The sequence below is a fragment of the Cupriavidus gilardii genome (genome assembly GCF_013314895.1).
Classification (GTDB): domain Bacteria; phylum Pseudomonadota; class Gammaproteobacteria; order Burkholderiales; family Burkholderiaceae; genus Cupriavidus; species Cupriavidus gilardii_C.
The window spans coordinates 40,037-55,333 of the sequence record NZ_JABTYE010000012.1 but is presented as its reverse complement, the minus strand read 5'-3'; the positions used below and the strand labels follow the sequence as shown (position 1 = coordinate 55,333).

The following is a 15,297-nucleotide window of genomic DNA, read 5'->3' as shown; positions in this document are numbered from 1 at the left end:
AGGTTATCGCCTCGCGCGTGGGTCAGCAGACTGGCACCTACATCAAGAGACACTGTAGGGGCACACGTGCAACCACGCGGCATCCGCAACAACAATCCCGGCAACATCCGCTGGGGCGACGGCTGGCAAGGGCTGGTCGCGCCTCACATGCGCACCGACAAGGCGTTCTGCCAGTTCACCGAGCCTACATACGGCATCCGGGCAATTTGCCGAATACTGCTGAACTACGGCAGCAAGGAAGGCATTCCCGGCGTTGGCCAGCCGCGTATCGATACGGTCCGCGAAATCATCAGCCGCTGGGCGCCCCCGAACGAGAACGATACGGAAGCCTATATCCGGTCGGTCGCCCGTGCGCTCGATGTCGATCCGAACGACCACATCGATACCTCCGACCCGGCAGTCATGCGCGTGTTGGTCGTCGCCATCATTCGCCACGAGAACGGCGTCCAGCCCTACAGCGCGTCCCTGATTGACCAGGCCATGCGGATGGCGGGCATCGAATGAAGCGCCTTCTGGAGCTGGTCTCCGACGAGCAGACCGGGCGCCTTTCCCACACGAAGCTGTGGCCGAACATCGCCAACGCGGTCGCCACCATCCTGTTTATCCGCCTTGGTTGGAAGGATCAGCTCACTGTCGAGGTCTGGTGGGCCTACCTGGCCTGCGTCGGCGGCTATACCTGCGTGATGCGCCTTGCGCAAGCAGTGCGCCGGAGGAAGGTCGATGACGCCGCTTAACCGCGCTGAAGCGATCGTATGGGCCGTCGTCGCGCTGCTGGTAGGCGTCCTGGTCGGCGGGGTCGGCGGCATGGTCCTCGGCGATCGGCACGGCACCGCGCTGGGCAATGCGAAGGTGTCCGAGCTGCGCCGCCAGTATGCGGAGCAGGCCGCGACAGCGGCGTCGGCCGCAGCGCAAAAGCTGGCCAGCGAAGCCGACCGTGGCAACCGGCTCAGCGCGGCGCTGCTGAAAGCCGAGAGCCGGATCGATGATCTCACCGAGCAACTCTCCAAACGGGTGGAACGTGTTACGACCGTCTATCGTGAGGCGCCTGGCGCCGCGCTGCAGCCTCTTCCTCACTGCATCTTCACTCGTGGCTGGCTGCGCGATTACAACGCCGCCATCGGCGCTCCAGTGCCCCCCGCCGGCCAAACCTCCGGCCCACCTGTTGAAGCGCCCGGAGCCGGTCAAGCCCTTGCAGCCGAGGACGAGCTACTCCCCGCCGATATCGGCCCCGCTGACATCCTCTCCCACCATATCCAATACGGCGGGCGATGCCGGCAGCTCGAGGAGCAACTGAACCGCCTGATCGACTACGAGGAGGGTCACGATGCTGAGCAATAAAGCCCTGGACGAAGCGAGCCAGCTGGAACAAGCCGAGCGTGTCGCCTCGATCGCACGGGTTCGCGCCCGGCTTTCGACTGGCACCTCGGCCCAGTACTGCCAGGACGAAGCATGTGGGGAGCCGATTCCCGAGGCACGCCAGTTGGCGGTGCCCGGCTGCCGCTACTGCATTGAATGCCAGGCTCGCCTGGAGCAACACTCCCCCCGGAGATTTGGATGAACGAACAGGAACAGTTCCAGGCCCTGGGCCGCATCGAGGGCAAGATGGACATGATGCTGCAGAACCAGAAGCGGCAGGACGACAAGCTCGAGGAGCTGGACGGCCGCTTGCGCGCTGTCGAGGTCAAGGCCGCCACCACCGGCGCGATCGCCGGCACGCTCGCTTCGCTGCTGACATCGGCCGGGGTCTCTGCAATCCGGGCCAAGTTCGGTCTGTAAGGGGCGGCATGGCCCACGACAAGGCAACGCGCGACAAGGTACGCAGCGCATTCGTGTTCGACCGCCTCACCCTTGAGGTAGCGGCCATGAAGGCCGGCGTGTCCTATGGGACCGCCAGGCGGTGGAAGACGGATGCGCGCGCTGCCGGCGACGACTGGGATAAGGCCCAGGCCGCGCAGCTGATGGCGGGCGGCACGATCGAGGACATCGCTCGGCAGATGCTCGCCGGGCTGGTCCTGCAGTACCAGGCTTCGATGGACGCCATCACCAACGACGCAGACCTTAAGCCTGGCGCGAAGGTGCAGATGCTATCGAGCCTGGCCGACGCCTACAACAAGACGATCTCGGCCAGCAAGCGGATTCTCCCGGAGACCTCGGAGCTGGCCACCGCCATGGAGGTGCTGCAGCGTCTGGCGGCGTTCGTCAAGGATCGCCATCCCCAGCACATCAAGGCTTTCGTCGAGATCTTGGAGCCCTTCGGGGCGGAGCTGAGCAAAGCGTATGGCTGAGACTCTTACCGAGCACGAGTTCAAGAAGGAGCTGGCAGAGCTGTCTGCGCAGCTCCTTCGCGATATCGAGGCTCACCAATCCGGGCTGGACGCGAGTCCCGCCGCCATCGCAGAGCGGCGTCGCCGGGTGCTTAAGGACGGAGACTTCCAGTTCTTCGCCTACACCTACTTCCCGCACCACATCCGCGGCACGCCGTCGAGCTTCCAGGCTCATTTCTGCCAACGATTCCCTCGGCTGCTGGAGCAGCCGCGCGGCGCGCTGGAATGGTGGGTGGCACCGCGGGGCGAGGCTAAGTCGTCGCTGGCCACCAAGATCGGCCCGGCGTACTGCGTGGTGCGTGGCTTGCTGCAGCGGCCGGAGATCCAGCAGGAAGTTGGCTGGGAGGGACCGCTGCCGCCGTTTATCGACTACGTCATCCTGCTCGGCGCCGAAACGAAGCTCCCGGCCAAGCTGATCGAGGTCGTCAAGACGGAGCTGACGGCCAACGCCATGCTGCTGCTGGACTTCCCGGAAGCGTGCGGCAGCACCAGCCTCTGGCGAATCGGCGAGGCGGTGTTTCGCACCAACGTGAAGCTGGAATCGTTCGGTGCGGACCAGGCGATCCGCGGCACCTTCCACGGGTCGAGCCGACCGAAGCTGCTGATGGGCGATGACCTCATTACGGACGCTGAGGCCAAGAGCCCGACCGAGCGGCAAAACCGCTGGAACTGGTTGACGAAGGCGATCGACTATCTCGGCCCGCCGGACGGCAGCGTTAAGTACGCGGGCGTCGGCACCGTGCTGGACAAGGACGACCCGATCTCGCGCGCCAAGAAGACCATCGGCCATGTCGTGCATCACTTCCGTGCGATCGAGCAGATGCCGACCAACATGGACCTGTGGGCCGAGTGCGAGGAGCTGATGCGCAACCGGGACCGGGCGGTGGTCGATCAGGCATCGCGCGAAGGTCGCGTGGTGCCGGAAGACGAGCTGCCGTCCTACCGGTTCTATCTCGCACACCGGGAAGCGATGGATGCGGGCGCTCGGATCTCGTGGCCGTCGGTGCGGCCGCTGTTTTGGCTAATGCGCCAGCGCGCGAAGGCCCCGAAGGCATTCAACACCGAGCTGCAGGGTGACCCGCGTACCGACGAGGACAAGACCTTCGGCAACATTACGTACTGGGTGCAGCGCCTGCAGCATTGGATGATGTTTGGTGCCTGCGACCCGTCCATGGGCGCCAATGAGAAGTCTGACCCCTCGGCGCTGCTCGTCGGCGGCTTCGATACCTGGAACGGCAGGCTGCATGTCATCCACGCCGAGATCAAGCGCAGGGTACCGTCCAAGTTGGAAGCCGATCTGATTGCCATGCAGCGCGAGTTCAAGTGCCGCGCCATCGGGTTCGAGAACAACAACGCCTACGAGCACTCGCGCCAGACGTTTATCCAGGCCGGCATGCGTAAAGGCGTGCCACTGCCGCTGGTCGGCGTGACGGCCACGGTGCCGGCCGAGGTGCGCATTGACTCGCTGGAGCCGTTCGTCACCGATCGGCTGTCGCCCAGCATCCTCCTGCATGCCGAGCTACGCCAGCTCCTGGACGAGTTGGATACCTGGCCCGAGAAGCAGTCGCATCACCACTATGACGGCCTGACCGCACTCCACATCTTGTGGGTGATCGCGTCGACGCGGGCGCACGGCGCCAGCGAAGGCTATACCCCCGTGCCAAAGCACGCGCAAGACGCCGGGCGCGGAGACGAGCTGTTCAGCATCGACCGCGGCGGCTGGTAGGAAATCATGGCAAAAATCGTTGACCAGTTCGGCCGCCCCATTGAGCGGACGGTATTGGAGGAGCCGCAGTCCTCCCATCTCCATTCGCTGCGCAACGAGTATGCGGAGCACCCATCGCGCGGCCTAACGCCGCCGAAGCTGGCGCGCATTCTGGAGCTGGCCGAGCAAGGCGACCTGATGGCACAGGCGGACCTGTTCCAGGACATGGAGGAAAAGGACGGTCATATCTATTCCGAGATGTCCAAGCGCAAGCGCGCGCTGCTGACGCTGGACTGGTCGATCGAGCCGCCGCCCAATGCGACGGCGGAGGAGAAGCGCCAGGCGCAGATGCTGCAGGAGTGGTTCCGGGATCTGCCGGACACTGATGATTTCCTGCTCGACCTGCTCGATGCGATCGGACACGGCTTTTCCGCCATGGAGATCACCTGGGAACGTACCGAGGGTCTTTGGCTGCCGGCCGTGTTTGACCATCGTCCTCAGCGCTGGTTTATGACACCGTACGCTAGGCAGAACGACCTGCGTCTGCGCGGCAATGCCGCCGAAGGGATCGAACTGTGGCCGTTCGGATGGGTGGTGCATCGGCACAAAGCCAAGTCCGGCTACATCACCCGCAGCGGCTTGCACCGGGTGCTGGCCTGGCCGTACCTGTTCAAGAACTACAGCGTTCGGGATCTTGCAGAGTTCCTGGAGATCTATGGTTTGCCGTTGCGGGTCGGCAAATACTCGCCTGGTGCGAGCAAGGACGAGAAGCTGGCGCTGCTGCGCGCGGTCACCGAGATCGGCCACAATGCCGCCGGGATCATCCCCGACAGCATGGCGATCGACTTCCAGTCCGCGGCGCAGGGCAGCCAAGATCCGCACGAGGCCATGATGGACTGGTGCGAGCGGACGCAGTCGAAGGCAATCCTCGGCGGCACGCTGACCAGCCAGGCGGATGGGAAATCGTCGACCAACGCCCTTGGCAACGTCCATAACGAGGTCCGCCACGACTTGAAGGTCGCGGACGCTCGGCAACTGGAAGGCACGATCAGGCGCGACGTGCTGTACCCAATCTGCGCGCTTAACTTCGGCGTGACGGACCGGCGCCGCACGCCATCGTTCAAGTTCGACACCCGCGCGCCGGAAGACCTGAAGTTGTACGCCGAGGCACTGCCGAAGCTCGTCGGTATTGGCTTGAAGGTGCCGGTGAACTGGGCGCATGACAAGCTCGCAATCCCTAGGCCCAAAGAGGACGAAGCCGTGTTGGAAGTGGCCAGGCCGGAGATGGCGGTCCCCCCGGAACTGCGGCCACAACCTGCGCCGGCTCCGAAGCAACCCCGCACTGCCGCCATGACCTATCGGGCGGTGCTGACCAACAAAGACGGCGAGATCGTCTATCCCGACCAGCAGGCAATCGACCTGGCTACCGAAAATCTGCCTGGCCAGGCGTTGGACGTGGAGGCGGCCAAACTGCTCGCGCCAGCCATCGAAGCTGTACGCAGTGGCGGCAGTCCCGAGGATGCCATCGAGGCATTGGTCACTGCCTACCCAGAAATGGACGACAGCGCGCTCCAGGAGCTGCTGGCACGCGCCATCTTCGTGGCCGATGTCTGGGGACGGCTGAATGGCGACAGCTGACCTGGCGTACGCGATCGGTCTGCCGCCCGACAAGGCGATCGAATACTTCCAGAGCAAGGGCTACGCGGTCGGATTCAGGTGGCAGGACGTTTGGGCCGAAGCGAATGCGAAAGCGTTCACCGTCGCAGGCGTGATGAAGCTGGACGTCCTGCAGGACATCCGCAGCTCTCTGGACAAGTCCCTGCGCGAAGGCGGGACGCTGGCCGAGTTCCAGAAGGAGATGCGACCCCTGCTCGAGCGCAAGGGCTGGCTGGGCAAGGGATACCGCGTCGACGCCGATACCGGGGAGATCGAGGGCAAGCGCCTCGGGCCGCGCCGGCTTCGCACCATCTTCGAGACCAACATGCAGTCGGCCTACATGGCTGGCCGCTTCGCGACGCAGCTGGAGAACGCGGCCGACCGGCCGTACTTGCAATATGTGGCAGTGATGGACAACCGCACCCGGCCGGCACATCGCGTCCTGCACGGCCGGGTTCTGCGCTACGACGATCCGTTCTGGCGCATGTTCTATCCGCCCAACGGCTACCGTTGCCGATGCCGAGTGCGTGCACGGAGCCAGGCAGACGTCGAGGACCAGGCGCTGCCCGTGGCGAGCAGCGAGGGGCGGCTATCGGAGGTCGACCAGCTCATCAACCGCGACGGCGAGACGCGGCCTACGGTGGCGTATCGCGACCCGATCACGGGTAAGAACTTCACCACCGACCCAGGGTTCGGCTTCAATCCAGGGCGCGCCGCCTTCCAGCCCGAGCTGGACAAGTACGCCATGGGCACGGCCCGCCAGTACGTTAAGGGCGAGTTGACCGGCCCTGGGTTCGAGCGATGGTATCGGCAGACGGAGGCAGCCGTCGCCGAGGCGCGACGCCAGGCGCCGGAGCTGGGTAACGAGGCACTGCGCGCTGCGCTGCAGCCGCGACTGGTGCATGGTCAGCGCTATCCCGTGGCGATCCTTAGCGCAGCTGACCGGACGGCGCTCGGCGTCGAAACGCAGACGGTGTGGCTGTCGGACGATACCCTGGTCAAGCAGCTGGTGAACCGCGAGCGGCAGTCGATCGGGCTGGCCGACTACTGGCGCGTCCAGGATGTCATCGAGCAGGCCCAGCTGGTGATCCGCGATGGCGATCAAAGCCTGGTGTTCGTGCGACAGCAAGATAGGCTGTACCACGCCGTGATCAAGGCAACCAGGAGCGGCAAGGCGCTGTTTCTGACGTCGTTCCGAGAGAGCAATGTTGCAGCCGCCAAACGGGCTGCGCGGCGCGGACAGGTAGTCCGGGATGAACTGCTTGGGAGTTAAGAAGCCTCGGGAGGGACTCCCATTTCCCCTCACGCGGTCCGCCCGTTGCTGGGCGTCCTACGGCCGGGAGATTCACCGTGTTTCCGAGGCTTGGGGGACAGTATAAGCCATGATCGACATCGAGGTCGACTACCGCAACGTCACCGCGGCGATGGGCCGCCTGGCGGGCTTCGAACGGAGCAAGCGCCCGCTGATGCGGGCGATCGCCGGCATCTTGGCCGATGCCGTCGAGGAAAACTTCGAGCAGCAGGGCCGCCCGCAATGGCTCGGCCTGGCGCCGGCGACCAAGAAACGGCGCGGCGACGGCAAGATCCTGCAGGATTCCGGCCGGCTGGCCAGCTCGATCGTTGCCCGGGCCGATGCCGACTCGGCTGTGGTTGGCACCAACGTCCGGTACGCTGCCATCCACCAATTCGGGGGGGAAATCACCAGGGCGGCCCATTCCGGCTGGGTCCGACTTCGGACGGACGCCCGGGGGAACTTGCTGCGCCAAGGCGGCCAGGGCCGCGGCGCCCGCTTGGCGGTGTTCGCCAAGGACTCCCACAAGCGCGCCAGGAAGGTTCAGTACACCAGCGACGGCTGGAAGACGAAGATCCCTGCGCGGCCGTTTCTGGCGCTGACCCAGGTGGACGCGGACAGCATCGAACGGACGGTCTCGGACTACCTGGCCAACCTGCTGAAATAGGGGGTGGCTTTGGGCTATCCTTGCCGATTTAACGGGAATCAAGGGGATACCACCGTGCCGAACCGGGCCTCGCTCGCTGAACAGTGCAATATTGACCGATGCCCGCAGTGCGGGATTGCAGCGCCAAACCTACGATACGCGGCCGAAGCGGAAGTGGGTACGTTTAACCAAGAGCGCTACCTGTTGCTGCAATGCCAGACCTGCGACCACTGCACCATGGTGCAGCTAAAAGCTGACGTAGCGGTTGGGGTCTGGCCCCAGGCTAAGTCGTACTCGACGGACATACCCGAAAGAGTACGGAGGAAGCTGGTGGAGGCACGGGAAACGCTAGGTTACCCTTCGCCCAGCATCGTCTGCTCTGCCGCCGCTATCGACTGGATGCTGAAGCTTAAAGGCTATGTGGAGGGAAGTCTCTTCAGACGAATAGAGAAAGCCGCGTCCGACCACGTCATTACCCAGGACATGAGGGACTGGGCTCACGAGGTCCGGCTTGGTGCCAATGCCGAGCGCCACGCGGACATGGATGAGCCCGACCCAACGCGCGAGGATGCTGACCGACAGCTGAAATTCGCCGAGGCGCTTGCGGAAATTCTCTTCGAACTACCTGCGCGCGTACAGCGAGGACGCGCAAGTCGTGGCAATGAGAACGAAACACAGCCCGTGGAGTACAGGCCCCGGCCGATGCACGACGGGCAAGGATTTGCCCCGTAGCTCGATTTTTCCCTTAGGAAGCGGTGACGGTAGCGCCGTCCCGCCTTCCCCCGCGTTAAGCCCCCGTTAAAACGGCTCACAGCGGCAACGCCGCTGGCCTATCCCTCCCGCCAGGGCGAACACCCGCCCGGTGACACCCTTCCACCGATACGTCAGCCCGCCACATCCCCAAGATGGCGGCATGACGATTCGTGGCATCGCAAGCCTCTCGGTCGAGATCCCGACCTCCCACAACCGCCTGCAGCTCCTGCCGGCGGGGACCTTCCGTGCCCGCGACGGCCGGCCCAAGGAATGTGCCCACTGGCACATCGACGCCGCCATCGCCGCGCTGATCGCCGACCAGGCCGAGGCGCGGCAAACGCCCTATGTCATCGACTACGAGCATCAGACGCTGGCCGCCGCGAAGAACGGCCTGCCGGCGCCTGCCGCCGGCTGGTTTTCCAAAGTCGAATGGGTCGAAGGCGACGGTCTGTACGCCGTCGACGTCGAGTGGACCGACCGGGCCGCGGCAATGATCGCTGCCAAGGAATACCGGTTCATCTCGCCGGTGTTCAGCTACGACCAGAAGACCGGCCAGGTCGAGCAGTTGCTCCACGCCGGCCTGACCAACAATCCCGCGCTCGATGGCATGGACGAAGTGACCATCGCCGCCGCTTCGCAGCTGCTGATCGAGCTGATCAACCCGGCCACCCCATCGGCCGTCGCTCCACTGAAGGAAAACCCCATGGATATCGAAGCGTTGCTGGAGCAGTTGCGTTGGCTGCTGAACATGCCCGTTGGCGCCACTGCCGACGAGATCAAGGCGCAACTGCAGAAGCTGATCGACCAGCTGTCCGGCGGGCAAGGCACCGCGGCCGCGTCCGTCAATCTCGCCGAGCTGCTGGAACAGAACCAACAGCAGATCGCCGCCCTGAGCGCCAATCAGGTGGATCTGGCCAGGTTCGTGCCGATCGAGGTCAGCAATGGCCTGCGCGAGCAAGTGGCCGCGCTGACGGCCCAACTGGCCGAGGCGCAGGCCCAGTCTGGCCAGCAATCCGTCGAGGCGCTGGTCCAGGAGGCACTCAGCGATGGTCGACTGCTGCCGGCGCAAGAGCAATGGGCGCGCGACTTGGGCAAGTCGAATTTCGCGGCCCTCAAGAGCTACGTCGACAACACGCCGCCGATCGCCGCCTTGCGCACCACGCAAACCGTGGTTGTGAAGCCGGCCGTGAACACCCAGCAAGCGCCTGGTGCCCACGACGGTAACGCGCTGGCGATCTGCAGCGCGCTGGGCATCGATCCGAGCGAATACGCGCAGGCCGGCCAGGCCGTCGCCTGACGCGTACCCGCCTTTCTTAACGTTTGGAGATCCGCATGACCGCGCTGACCGCCGATCGCAACACCACCTTCCGCGCCGGAACCGACTTCGAATTTCCGGTGACCGCCAACACCAAGATTTTCGCGGGCGCCATCGTCGCGATCGACTCGGCCACTGGCTTGGCCACCAAGGGGGCGACCGCCGCCACGCTTCGCGCCGTTGGCATTGCGCAGGAGCAAGTCGACAACACCGGGCAGCCGGACGGCGCGAACCGCGTCAAGGTCCGCCGCGGCGTCTGGCACGTTGCCAACTCCGGCGGCGCCGATCAGCTGACCCTCGCCGATGTGGGCGCCGACTGCTACCTGGTCGACGACCAGACCGTGGCCAAGACCAACGGCACCGACACGCGCGCCGTCGCAGGCAAGGTCCGCGACGTCGACGCAACCGGCGTTTGGGTCGAGTTCTGACCCACGCCATTCCCTTTTTCCCAACCCGGAGACTTCAATGAAATTCATCCGAAACAAGTGGCACATCGTGGCGGTCGCGGTGGCGGTAGCGACGGTGGCTTTGCTGATCGCCAACTACGCCTTCGCCGAGATGCCCGCCGCTGTGGTGGCGGCTGCAGTTCCGCTGCAGTTCGCCGATGTGGACCAGCGCCTGATGGGCGTGGGCGTGGCCGGCCTGGTGGTCAACCGCGGCAACCTGCAAGCCCTGTTCCAGGGCTACAAGGTCCTGTTCCAGAAAGCCTTCGAGGGCGTACCGAGCGATTGGGACAAGATCGCCATGCGGGTGCCGTCGACCACCTCGAAGGAGGTATATCCCTGGCTGGGCCAGACCACGCGCTTCCGGGAATGGATCGGCGATCGCGTGCTGCAGAACCTGATGGTCCACGACTTCACCATCAAGAACAAGCCGTGGGAAAACACGATCACCATCGACCGCGACGAGATCGAGGACGACACCTACAACGTCTACGGACCGATGATCTCCCAGCTGGGCCAGGACGCGAAGCAGCATCCCGACGAACTGGTCTTCGGCTTGCTGGCCAGTGGCTTCTCCAACCCCTGCTACGACGGCCAGTACTTCTTCGATACCGATCACCCGGTGCTGGGCGCCGACGGCAAGACTGCCTCGGTCTCCAACTTCCAAGGCGGCTCCGGCACGGCCTGGTACCTGCTCGACACCTCGAAGATGGTCAAGCCGCTGATCTACCAGGTGCGCAAGGACTACAAGTTCGTGGCGATGGACCAGGAGACGGACGAGCAGGTCTTCACCAGCAAGAAGTTCCGCTACGGCGTGGACGCGCGCTCCAACGTCGGCTTCGGTCTGTGGCAGCTGGCCTACGCCTCCAAGGAAGAGCTGACGGCCGAGACCTACGGCGCCGCGCGCGCCAAGCTGATGGAAATGAAGGGCGACAACGGCAAGCCCCTGGGTGTGCGGCCGTCGCTCCTGGTGGTGCCCCCGTCGCTGGAAGGCAAGGCGTTGGAGATCCTGCAGGCCGAAAAGAACGCCAACGGCGCGACCAACATTTACCGCAACACCGCTCAGCTGCTGAACACGCCCTGGCTGGGCTGACGGGATAGCACTCCCACCGAGACACTGCCGCGCAACGCCGTAAGCACGGAGGAAGGCAACCCGGAACCTTCGGCAGTAGTGACTGGGTTCCGGCAGGTTAAACCGATTGCATGGAGAGCCATGATGGCCACCAAGAATGTGAAGGTGCTCCGCGTCGTCAGCCGCAAGCACACCTTTCGCCGCGCTGGATTCGAGTTCGGTGCCGAGCCGAAAAATATCCCGCTGGAACAGCTTTCTGCGGCACAACTGGCCGCGATCAAGGGCGACCCGAGTCTGGTCGCTGTCGAAGCTGAAGTCGTGATCGGCGAAGACGGCAGCGTGGTCGACGTGCCGCAGGCCACGATCGACGGTGCCGAAGCGCGCCTGCGCCAGTGGGCGGCCGAGCTGAACGACCGCGCCAATGACCTGGACATGCGCGAAAGCGAGATCAAGGACCGCGAGGAAGCCGTGGCAGCCGCCGAGCGCGCCGTGGCAGACCGCGAAGCGGCCCTGGTCGCGAAAGAAGCCGCCTCCGGCCAGACCGGCACGCCCGCAAAGGCGCGCAACGGCAAGTAAGCCATGGCCTACGCAACGCAGAGCGACATGGCGGCCCGCTTCGGTGAAGACGAGCTGATCGAGCTGACCGACCGTGAGCGCGCCGGACAGATCGACGTGGCCGTGCTGGAGTCTGGACTGGCAGACGCCAGCGCTGAGATCGATTCCTATCTGGCCGGCCGCTATGCCGTTCCGCTTGCGCAGGCCCCGCGGTTCCTGGCGGGCCTGTGCTGTGACATCGCCCGGTACCGGCTCTGCGGCACGGGCATGCGCACGACCGAGGAGATCAACGACCGCTACAAGAACGCGGTGCGCTTCCTGGAGAAGGTCGCCAGCGGCGCGGTGTCGATCGGTCCAGCGCCTGCCACTGGCCAGGTGCCGGCGGCCGACAACCCGGTGATGTTTAACGCAGGCGAGAAGGTGTTTCGCCGCGGCTGGAGCAACATGTGAGCGTGCCCATCATCACGGCTGTCGAGCTAGCCCTGGTCGACCGCTTGCGTCGTGGCCTCGGTCGCATGGTCAGTTCGGTCGAAACCTATGGCGGGGAGCTGGACGACGAGATCGGCGAGGTGGTCCGTCGCTTTCCTGCCGCCTGGGTGACCTTCGGCGGTGTCCGTGAGGCCCGCTGGACCGGCACCAGCAAACAGGCATGGAAAGACGAAGCGCTGTTTGCCGTCATGGTCGGTGCGCGCAGCCTGCGCAATGAGCAGGCTGCGCGCCACGGCGGTGCCAGCAAGCACGAGGTCGGCACCAACCAGCTGATCTACGCCGTCCGGCGCTTGCTGGCGCAGCAGGATCTCGGATTGCCCATTCGGGAATTGGTACCGGGCCGGGTCCGCACCCTGCGCCACATCATCGTGTCCAGGGAATCGTTCTCCTGCTTTGCGCTGGAGTTCCACACCGCTTGGACCGAGGAAGTATTGCCGCTCGGAGCCTTCCCGGAGCCGGTCGGAACGGATCACCCGGACCGCGTGTTCGAGGACTACGACGGCCAGCTCGACCCACCGACTCCTGATCTCCTGCGTACCACGCTGAATTACCACCTGCATCCGGGCCAGTCGGAGCCGGACGCAAAGGACGAAATCACCCATGGAACAGATCCGCGTTAAAGCGGCGCCCGCCGTGCTGGTTCCCAAGGAACACAACCCGCGCCAATACATCTCGGACGCCGAGGCCCAGACCGTCGATCGCACCGCGTACTACCTGCGTCGTTTGCGCGACGGCGACCTGGTCGAGGTCAACGAACCCAACGCCCGCAAGCGGGCCACCGGAGGCAAATGATGGCCAGCCCCAATATCAGCTTCGATTCGATCCCGTCGAGCATCCGCAAGCCCGGCAAGTACTTCGAGTACAACACCAAGCTGGCGGTGCGCACCCTGCCGACCAATCTGCAGAAAGTGCTGCTGGTTGGCCAACGCCTGGCGTCCGGCGCCCATCCGGCGCTCGTCCCCGTCGACGTGTTCAGCGACCAGGAAGCCGCGGACCTGTTTGGGCGTGGCTCGTATGCTCACCTGATGGCGACAGCTGCCATCACGGCAAACCGCTACGTGCAACTGACCATGATCGCAGTCGACGATGCGGAAGCCGGCGTGGCGGCGGCGGGCTCCGTGGCGCTTGCCGGACCGGCTAGCGGTAGTGGTGGTCTGACGGTTCGGATCGGTGACACCCGCGTCGATATCGCCTTCGCAGCCAACGATACGGCCGAAGCGTTGGCAGCGAACCTGGTTGAGCAGTTCGGCAAGCAGCCCGACCTACCAGTTGTCGCCGCCCTGGACGTCAACGACAAGACCAAGGTGGTGCTGACGGCACGGAACAAGGGCGAAGCCGGCAATGGGATCAAGCTGCGCGCGACGTCGACCGGCAACGGTGTGACGGCTACGGTCGTCCCGATGGCCGGCGGTCTCAACGACCCGGACCTCGCGCCCGCGTTGGCGGCGGTCTTCGCCGCGGGCCACAACATCATCGCGTCGCCGTTCACGACGGCCACTGCGCTTACGGCGCTTCGCGCCCATCTCGACGCCGTGTCCGGCCCGATGGAAATGCGCGGCGCCCGCGGTGCCGCCGGCCATCCTGGCACGCTGGCCGCCGCCTCGACGCTGGCCAAGGCCATCAATGGTGGCCGCGTCACGATGGGCTGGCATCCCGGATCGCGCAAGCTGCCGTGCGAGATTGCCGCAGCGTATGCGGCAGTCATCGCAAGCGAGGAAGACCCGGCGCGGCCCCTGAACACGCTGCCCCTGGAGGGCTTGGACGTCACGGACCCGGAAGACCGGCCCGGCCGCACCGAGCAGGAGAACGCGCTCTACAACGGCCTGTCGCCGTTCGAGATTGGCCCTGGCGACAAGGTCCAGATCGTGCGAGCGATCTCCACCTACATCAAGGACCCGCAAGGCGTCGATGACGTCTCGCTGCTCGACATCACCACGATCGGGACGCTCGATTACGTGCGCAAGGCATGCCGGGAGCGGATCGCGCTGCGGTTCCCACGTGACAAGAAGTCACGGCGAACCGCGCCGCGCGTGCGCAGCGAGCTGCTCGACGTGCTGACGAAGCTCGAAGAGTTGGAGATCGTCGAAAACGTCGAGGCCAACAAGGACGGCCTGATCGTGGAAGACGACAGCCAGGACGTCAACCGCCTGAACGCCAAGATCCCGTGCGACGTCGTCAATGGCCTGCACGTGTTCGCCGGCCGGATCGACCTGCTGCTGTAACGCTAAGGACAACGCTAGGAGAGCCATATGGCATTGGAAGAATACGCGGGCGCGATCGTGCTTGAGATCGACGGCCAAGAGGTGGAGGTCCTCGATCTGAACGTGTCCACGAAGACCGGCCGCAAACTGGTCAAGACCATGAACCGTACCGGCCGGGCGAAGGGCTTCGCCCGGGGTATCTCTGAGATCGACCTGACCGTGACGGTCGCCATCCCGGAATCGGGGGAGCCGGCCTGGTCGAAGATCGAGGGCGCCAAGGTCACTGTTCACCCGCTGGAAGGCGTCGGCCAGCGGACCAGCTACTACGACTGCTTCACCACCGAAGTGGGTGCGAAGTACAGCGTCGACAACGAAGCCCGCCGCGATATCCGTATGGCGGCTCTGCGTGAGGTGATCGAGTGATGCTGACCGAAACCGGAGAACTGCTGTACGGCGCCGAGTATCCGGCGGGCTCGGGCCAGTTGCACTATGACTTCGAGCTGCGCCTGCCGACGATCGACGACAACATCGCCGCGATTGACGAGGTGGGCGCGACGTCGACGCTGCGCCTTAACGTTGCGATGCTCGCGCGGTGCCTGGTGCGCTTGGGTGATATCCCGGCCGAAGCGATCACGGCCAAGCTGGTAGGCGGGCTGGTGGACGAGGACTACGACGTCCTGGTCGAGAAGCGGGAGGCGCTCAAAAAAAAGCGGAGGCGCGCGAGCGCTACCTCTCCGACTACCGGGCAGCCGTCGTCCTCCTTGGGCGATACGGCTTTCCCGAGTCCGGCGTCCGCCAGCTGACGGCCCAGGAGCTGGAGGGTTATTTGACCGCCATCCTCCGCCTG

Annotated in this window: 21 protein-coding genes; all 21 read left to right on the top strand. The window is 64.9% G+C overall.

The genetic code is table 11. The features are described 5' to 3' along the window. The first annotated feature begins 66 nt into the window (after positions 1-66). The 21 genes from HTY53_RS13535 (at position 67) to HTY53_RS13435 (ending at position 15,253) form a co-directional block, all read left to right on the top strand. Positions 67-504: a structural protein gene (locus tag HTY53_RS13535; RefSeq protein WP_174107067.1), complete on the top strand. Its 438-nt coding sequence runs from the start codon at positions 67-69 to the stop codon at positions 502-504. After that, positions 501-734 (top strand): hypothetical protein, encoded by a 234-nt coding sequence (locus HTY53_RS13530; RefSeq protein WP_174107065.1) that lies wholly within the window; start codon positions 501-503, stop codon positions 732-734. Before HTY53_RS13535 ends, HTY53_RS13530 begins: the two co-directional genes overlap by 4 nt. Beyond that, positions 721-1,338, top strand: a complete 618-nt coding sequence (locus HTY53_RS13525; protein ID WP_174107063.1) for a lysis protein — start codon at positions 721-723, stop codon at positions 1,336-1,338. The genes HTY53_RS13530 and HTY53_RS13525 overlap by 14 nt, the downstream gene beginning before the upstream one ends. After that, on the top strand, positions 1,325-1,558 hold the full coding sequence (locus tag HTY53_RS13520) for a TraR/DksA C4-type zinc finger protein (RefSeq protein ID WP_174107061.1): 234 nt from the start codon (positions 1,325-1,327) through the stop codon (positions 1,556-1,558). The genes HTY53_RS13525 and HTY53_RS13520 overlap by 14 nt, the downstream gene beginning before the upstream one ends. After that, entirely contained in the window at positions 1,555-1,776 is a 222-nt protein-coding gene (locus HTY53_RS13515) for a hypothetical protein (protein ID WP_174107060.1), read from the top strand. Before HTY53_RS13520 ends, HTY53_RS13515 begins: the two co-directional genes overlap by 4 nt. 8 nt (positions 1,777-1,784) lie before the next feature. Then, positions 1,785-2,285 (top strand): DUF1804 family protein, encoded by a 501-nt coding sequence (locus tag HTY53_RS13510; protein WP_174107059.1) that lies wholly within the window; start codon positions 1,785-1,787, stop codon positions 2,283-2,285. Continuing rightward, a complete protein-coding gene (locus HTY53_RS13505) occupies positions 2,278-4,050 on the top strand; it encodes a hypothetical protein (protein WP_174107057.1) in 1,773 nt (590 codons plus the stop codon). The genes HTY53_RS13510 and HTY53_RS13505 overlap by 8 nt, the downstream gene beginning before the upstream one ends. Positions 4,051-4,056: 6 nt before the next feature. Further along, on the top strand, positions 4,057-5,667 hold the full coding sequence (locus HTY53_RS13500; protein ID WP_174107056.1) for a DUF935 domain-containing protein: 1,611 nt from the start codon (positions 4,057-4,059) through the stop codon (positions 5,665-5,667). Next, entirely contained in the window at positions 5,654-6,958 is a 1,305-nt protein-coding gene (locus HTY53_RS13495; protein ID WP_174107054.1) for a phage head morphogenesis protein, read from the top strand. The genes HTY53_RS13500 and HTY53_RS13495 overlap by 14 nt, the downstream gene beginning before the upstream one ends. Positions 6,959-7,067: 109 nt before the next feature. Further along, positions 7,068-7,643, top strand: a complete 576-nt coding sequence (locus HTY53_RS13490; protein ID WP_174107052.1) for a phage virion morphogenesis protein — start codon at positions 7,068-7,070, stop codon at positions 7,641-7,643. Between the two features lie 54 nt (positions 7,644-7,697). Then, positions 7,698-8,354, top strand: coding sequence for a DUF4145 domain-containing protein (locus tag HTY53_RS13485; RefSeq protein ID WP_174107050.1), 657 nt, complete (start codon positions 7,698-7,700; stop codon positions 8,352-8,354). A gap of 181 nt (positions 8,355-8,535) precedes the next feature. Further along, positions 8,536-9,672, top strand: coding sequence for a phage protease (locus HTY53_RS13480; protein ID WP_174107048.1), 1,137 nt, complete (start codon positions 8,536-8,538; stop codon positions 9,670-9,672). A gap of 35 nt (positions 9,673-9,707) precedes the next feature. Continuing rightward, positions 9,708-10,118, top strand: a complete 411-nt coding sequence (locus HTY53_RS13475) for a hypothetical protein (RefSeq protein ID WP_174107046.1) — start codon at positions 9,708-9,710, stop codon at positions 10,116-10,118. A 37-nt stretch (positions 10,119-10,155) separates the two neighbouring features. Continuing rightward, positions 10,156-11,226 carry a Mu-like prophage major head subunit gpT family protein gene (locus tag HTY53_RS13470; RefSeq protein ID WP_254599946.1) on the top strand — a complete coding sequence of 357 codons (1,071 nt, stop codon included), beginning with the start codon at positions 10,156-10,158 and terminating at the stop codon, positions 11,224-11,226. Positions 11,227-11,346: 120 nt separating this feature from the next. Further along, a complete protein-coding gene (locus HTY53_RS13465) occupies positions 11,347-11,781 on the top strand; it encodes an HI1506-related protein (protein ID WP_174107044.1) in 435 nt (144 codons plus the stop codon). A gap of 3 nt (positions 11,782-11,784) precedes the next feature. Further along, positions 11,785-12,210 carry a gp436 family protein gene (locus HTY53_RS13460; protein WP_174107042.1) on the top strand — a complete coding sequence of 142 codons (426 nt, stop codon included), beginning with the start codon at positions 11,785-11,787 and terminating at the stop codon, positions 12,208-12,210. Further along, positions 12,207-12,869: a DUF1834 family protein gene (locus HTY53_RS13455; RefSeq protein ID WP_174107040.1), complete on the top strand. Its 663-nt coding sequence runs from the start codon at positions 12,207-12,209 to the stop codon at positions 12,867-12,869. The genes HTY53_RS13460 and HTY53_RS13455 overlap by 4 nt, the downstream gene beginning before the upstream one ends. Continuing rightward, entirely contained in the window at positions 12,850-13,041 is a 192-nt protein-coding gene (locus tag HTY53_RS13450) for a DUF2635 domain-containing protein (protein WP_174107037.1), read from the top strand. Before HTY53_RS13455 ends, HTY53_RS13450 begins: the two co-directional genes overlap by 20 nt. Continuing rightward, a complete protein-coding gene (locus HTY53_RS13445; RefSeq protein WP_254599945.1) occupies positions 13,038-14,471 on the top strand; it encodes a phage tail sheath subtilisin-like domain-containing protein in 1,434 nt (477 codons plus the stop codon). The genes HTY53_RS13450 and HTY53_RS13445 overlap by 4 nt, the downstream gene beginning before the upstream one ends. 27 nt (positions 14,472-14,498) lie before the next feature. Continuing rightward, a complete protein-coding gene (locus HTY53_RS13440; RefSeq protein ID WP_174107036.1) occupies positions 14,499-14,873 on the top strand; it encodes a phage tail protein in 375 nt (124 codons plus the stop codon). Beyond that, positions 14,873-15,253 carry a hypothetical protein gene (locus HTY53_RS13435; RefSeq protein WP_174107034.1) on the top strand — a complete coding sequence of 127 codons (381 nt, stop codon included), beginning with the start codon at positions 14,873-14,875 and terminating at the stop codon, positions 15,251-15,253. Before HTY53_RS13440 ends, HTY53_RS13435 begins: the two co-directional genes overlap by 1 nt. Positions 15,254-15,297 lie beyond the last annotated feature (44 nt).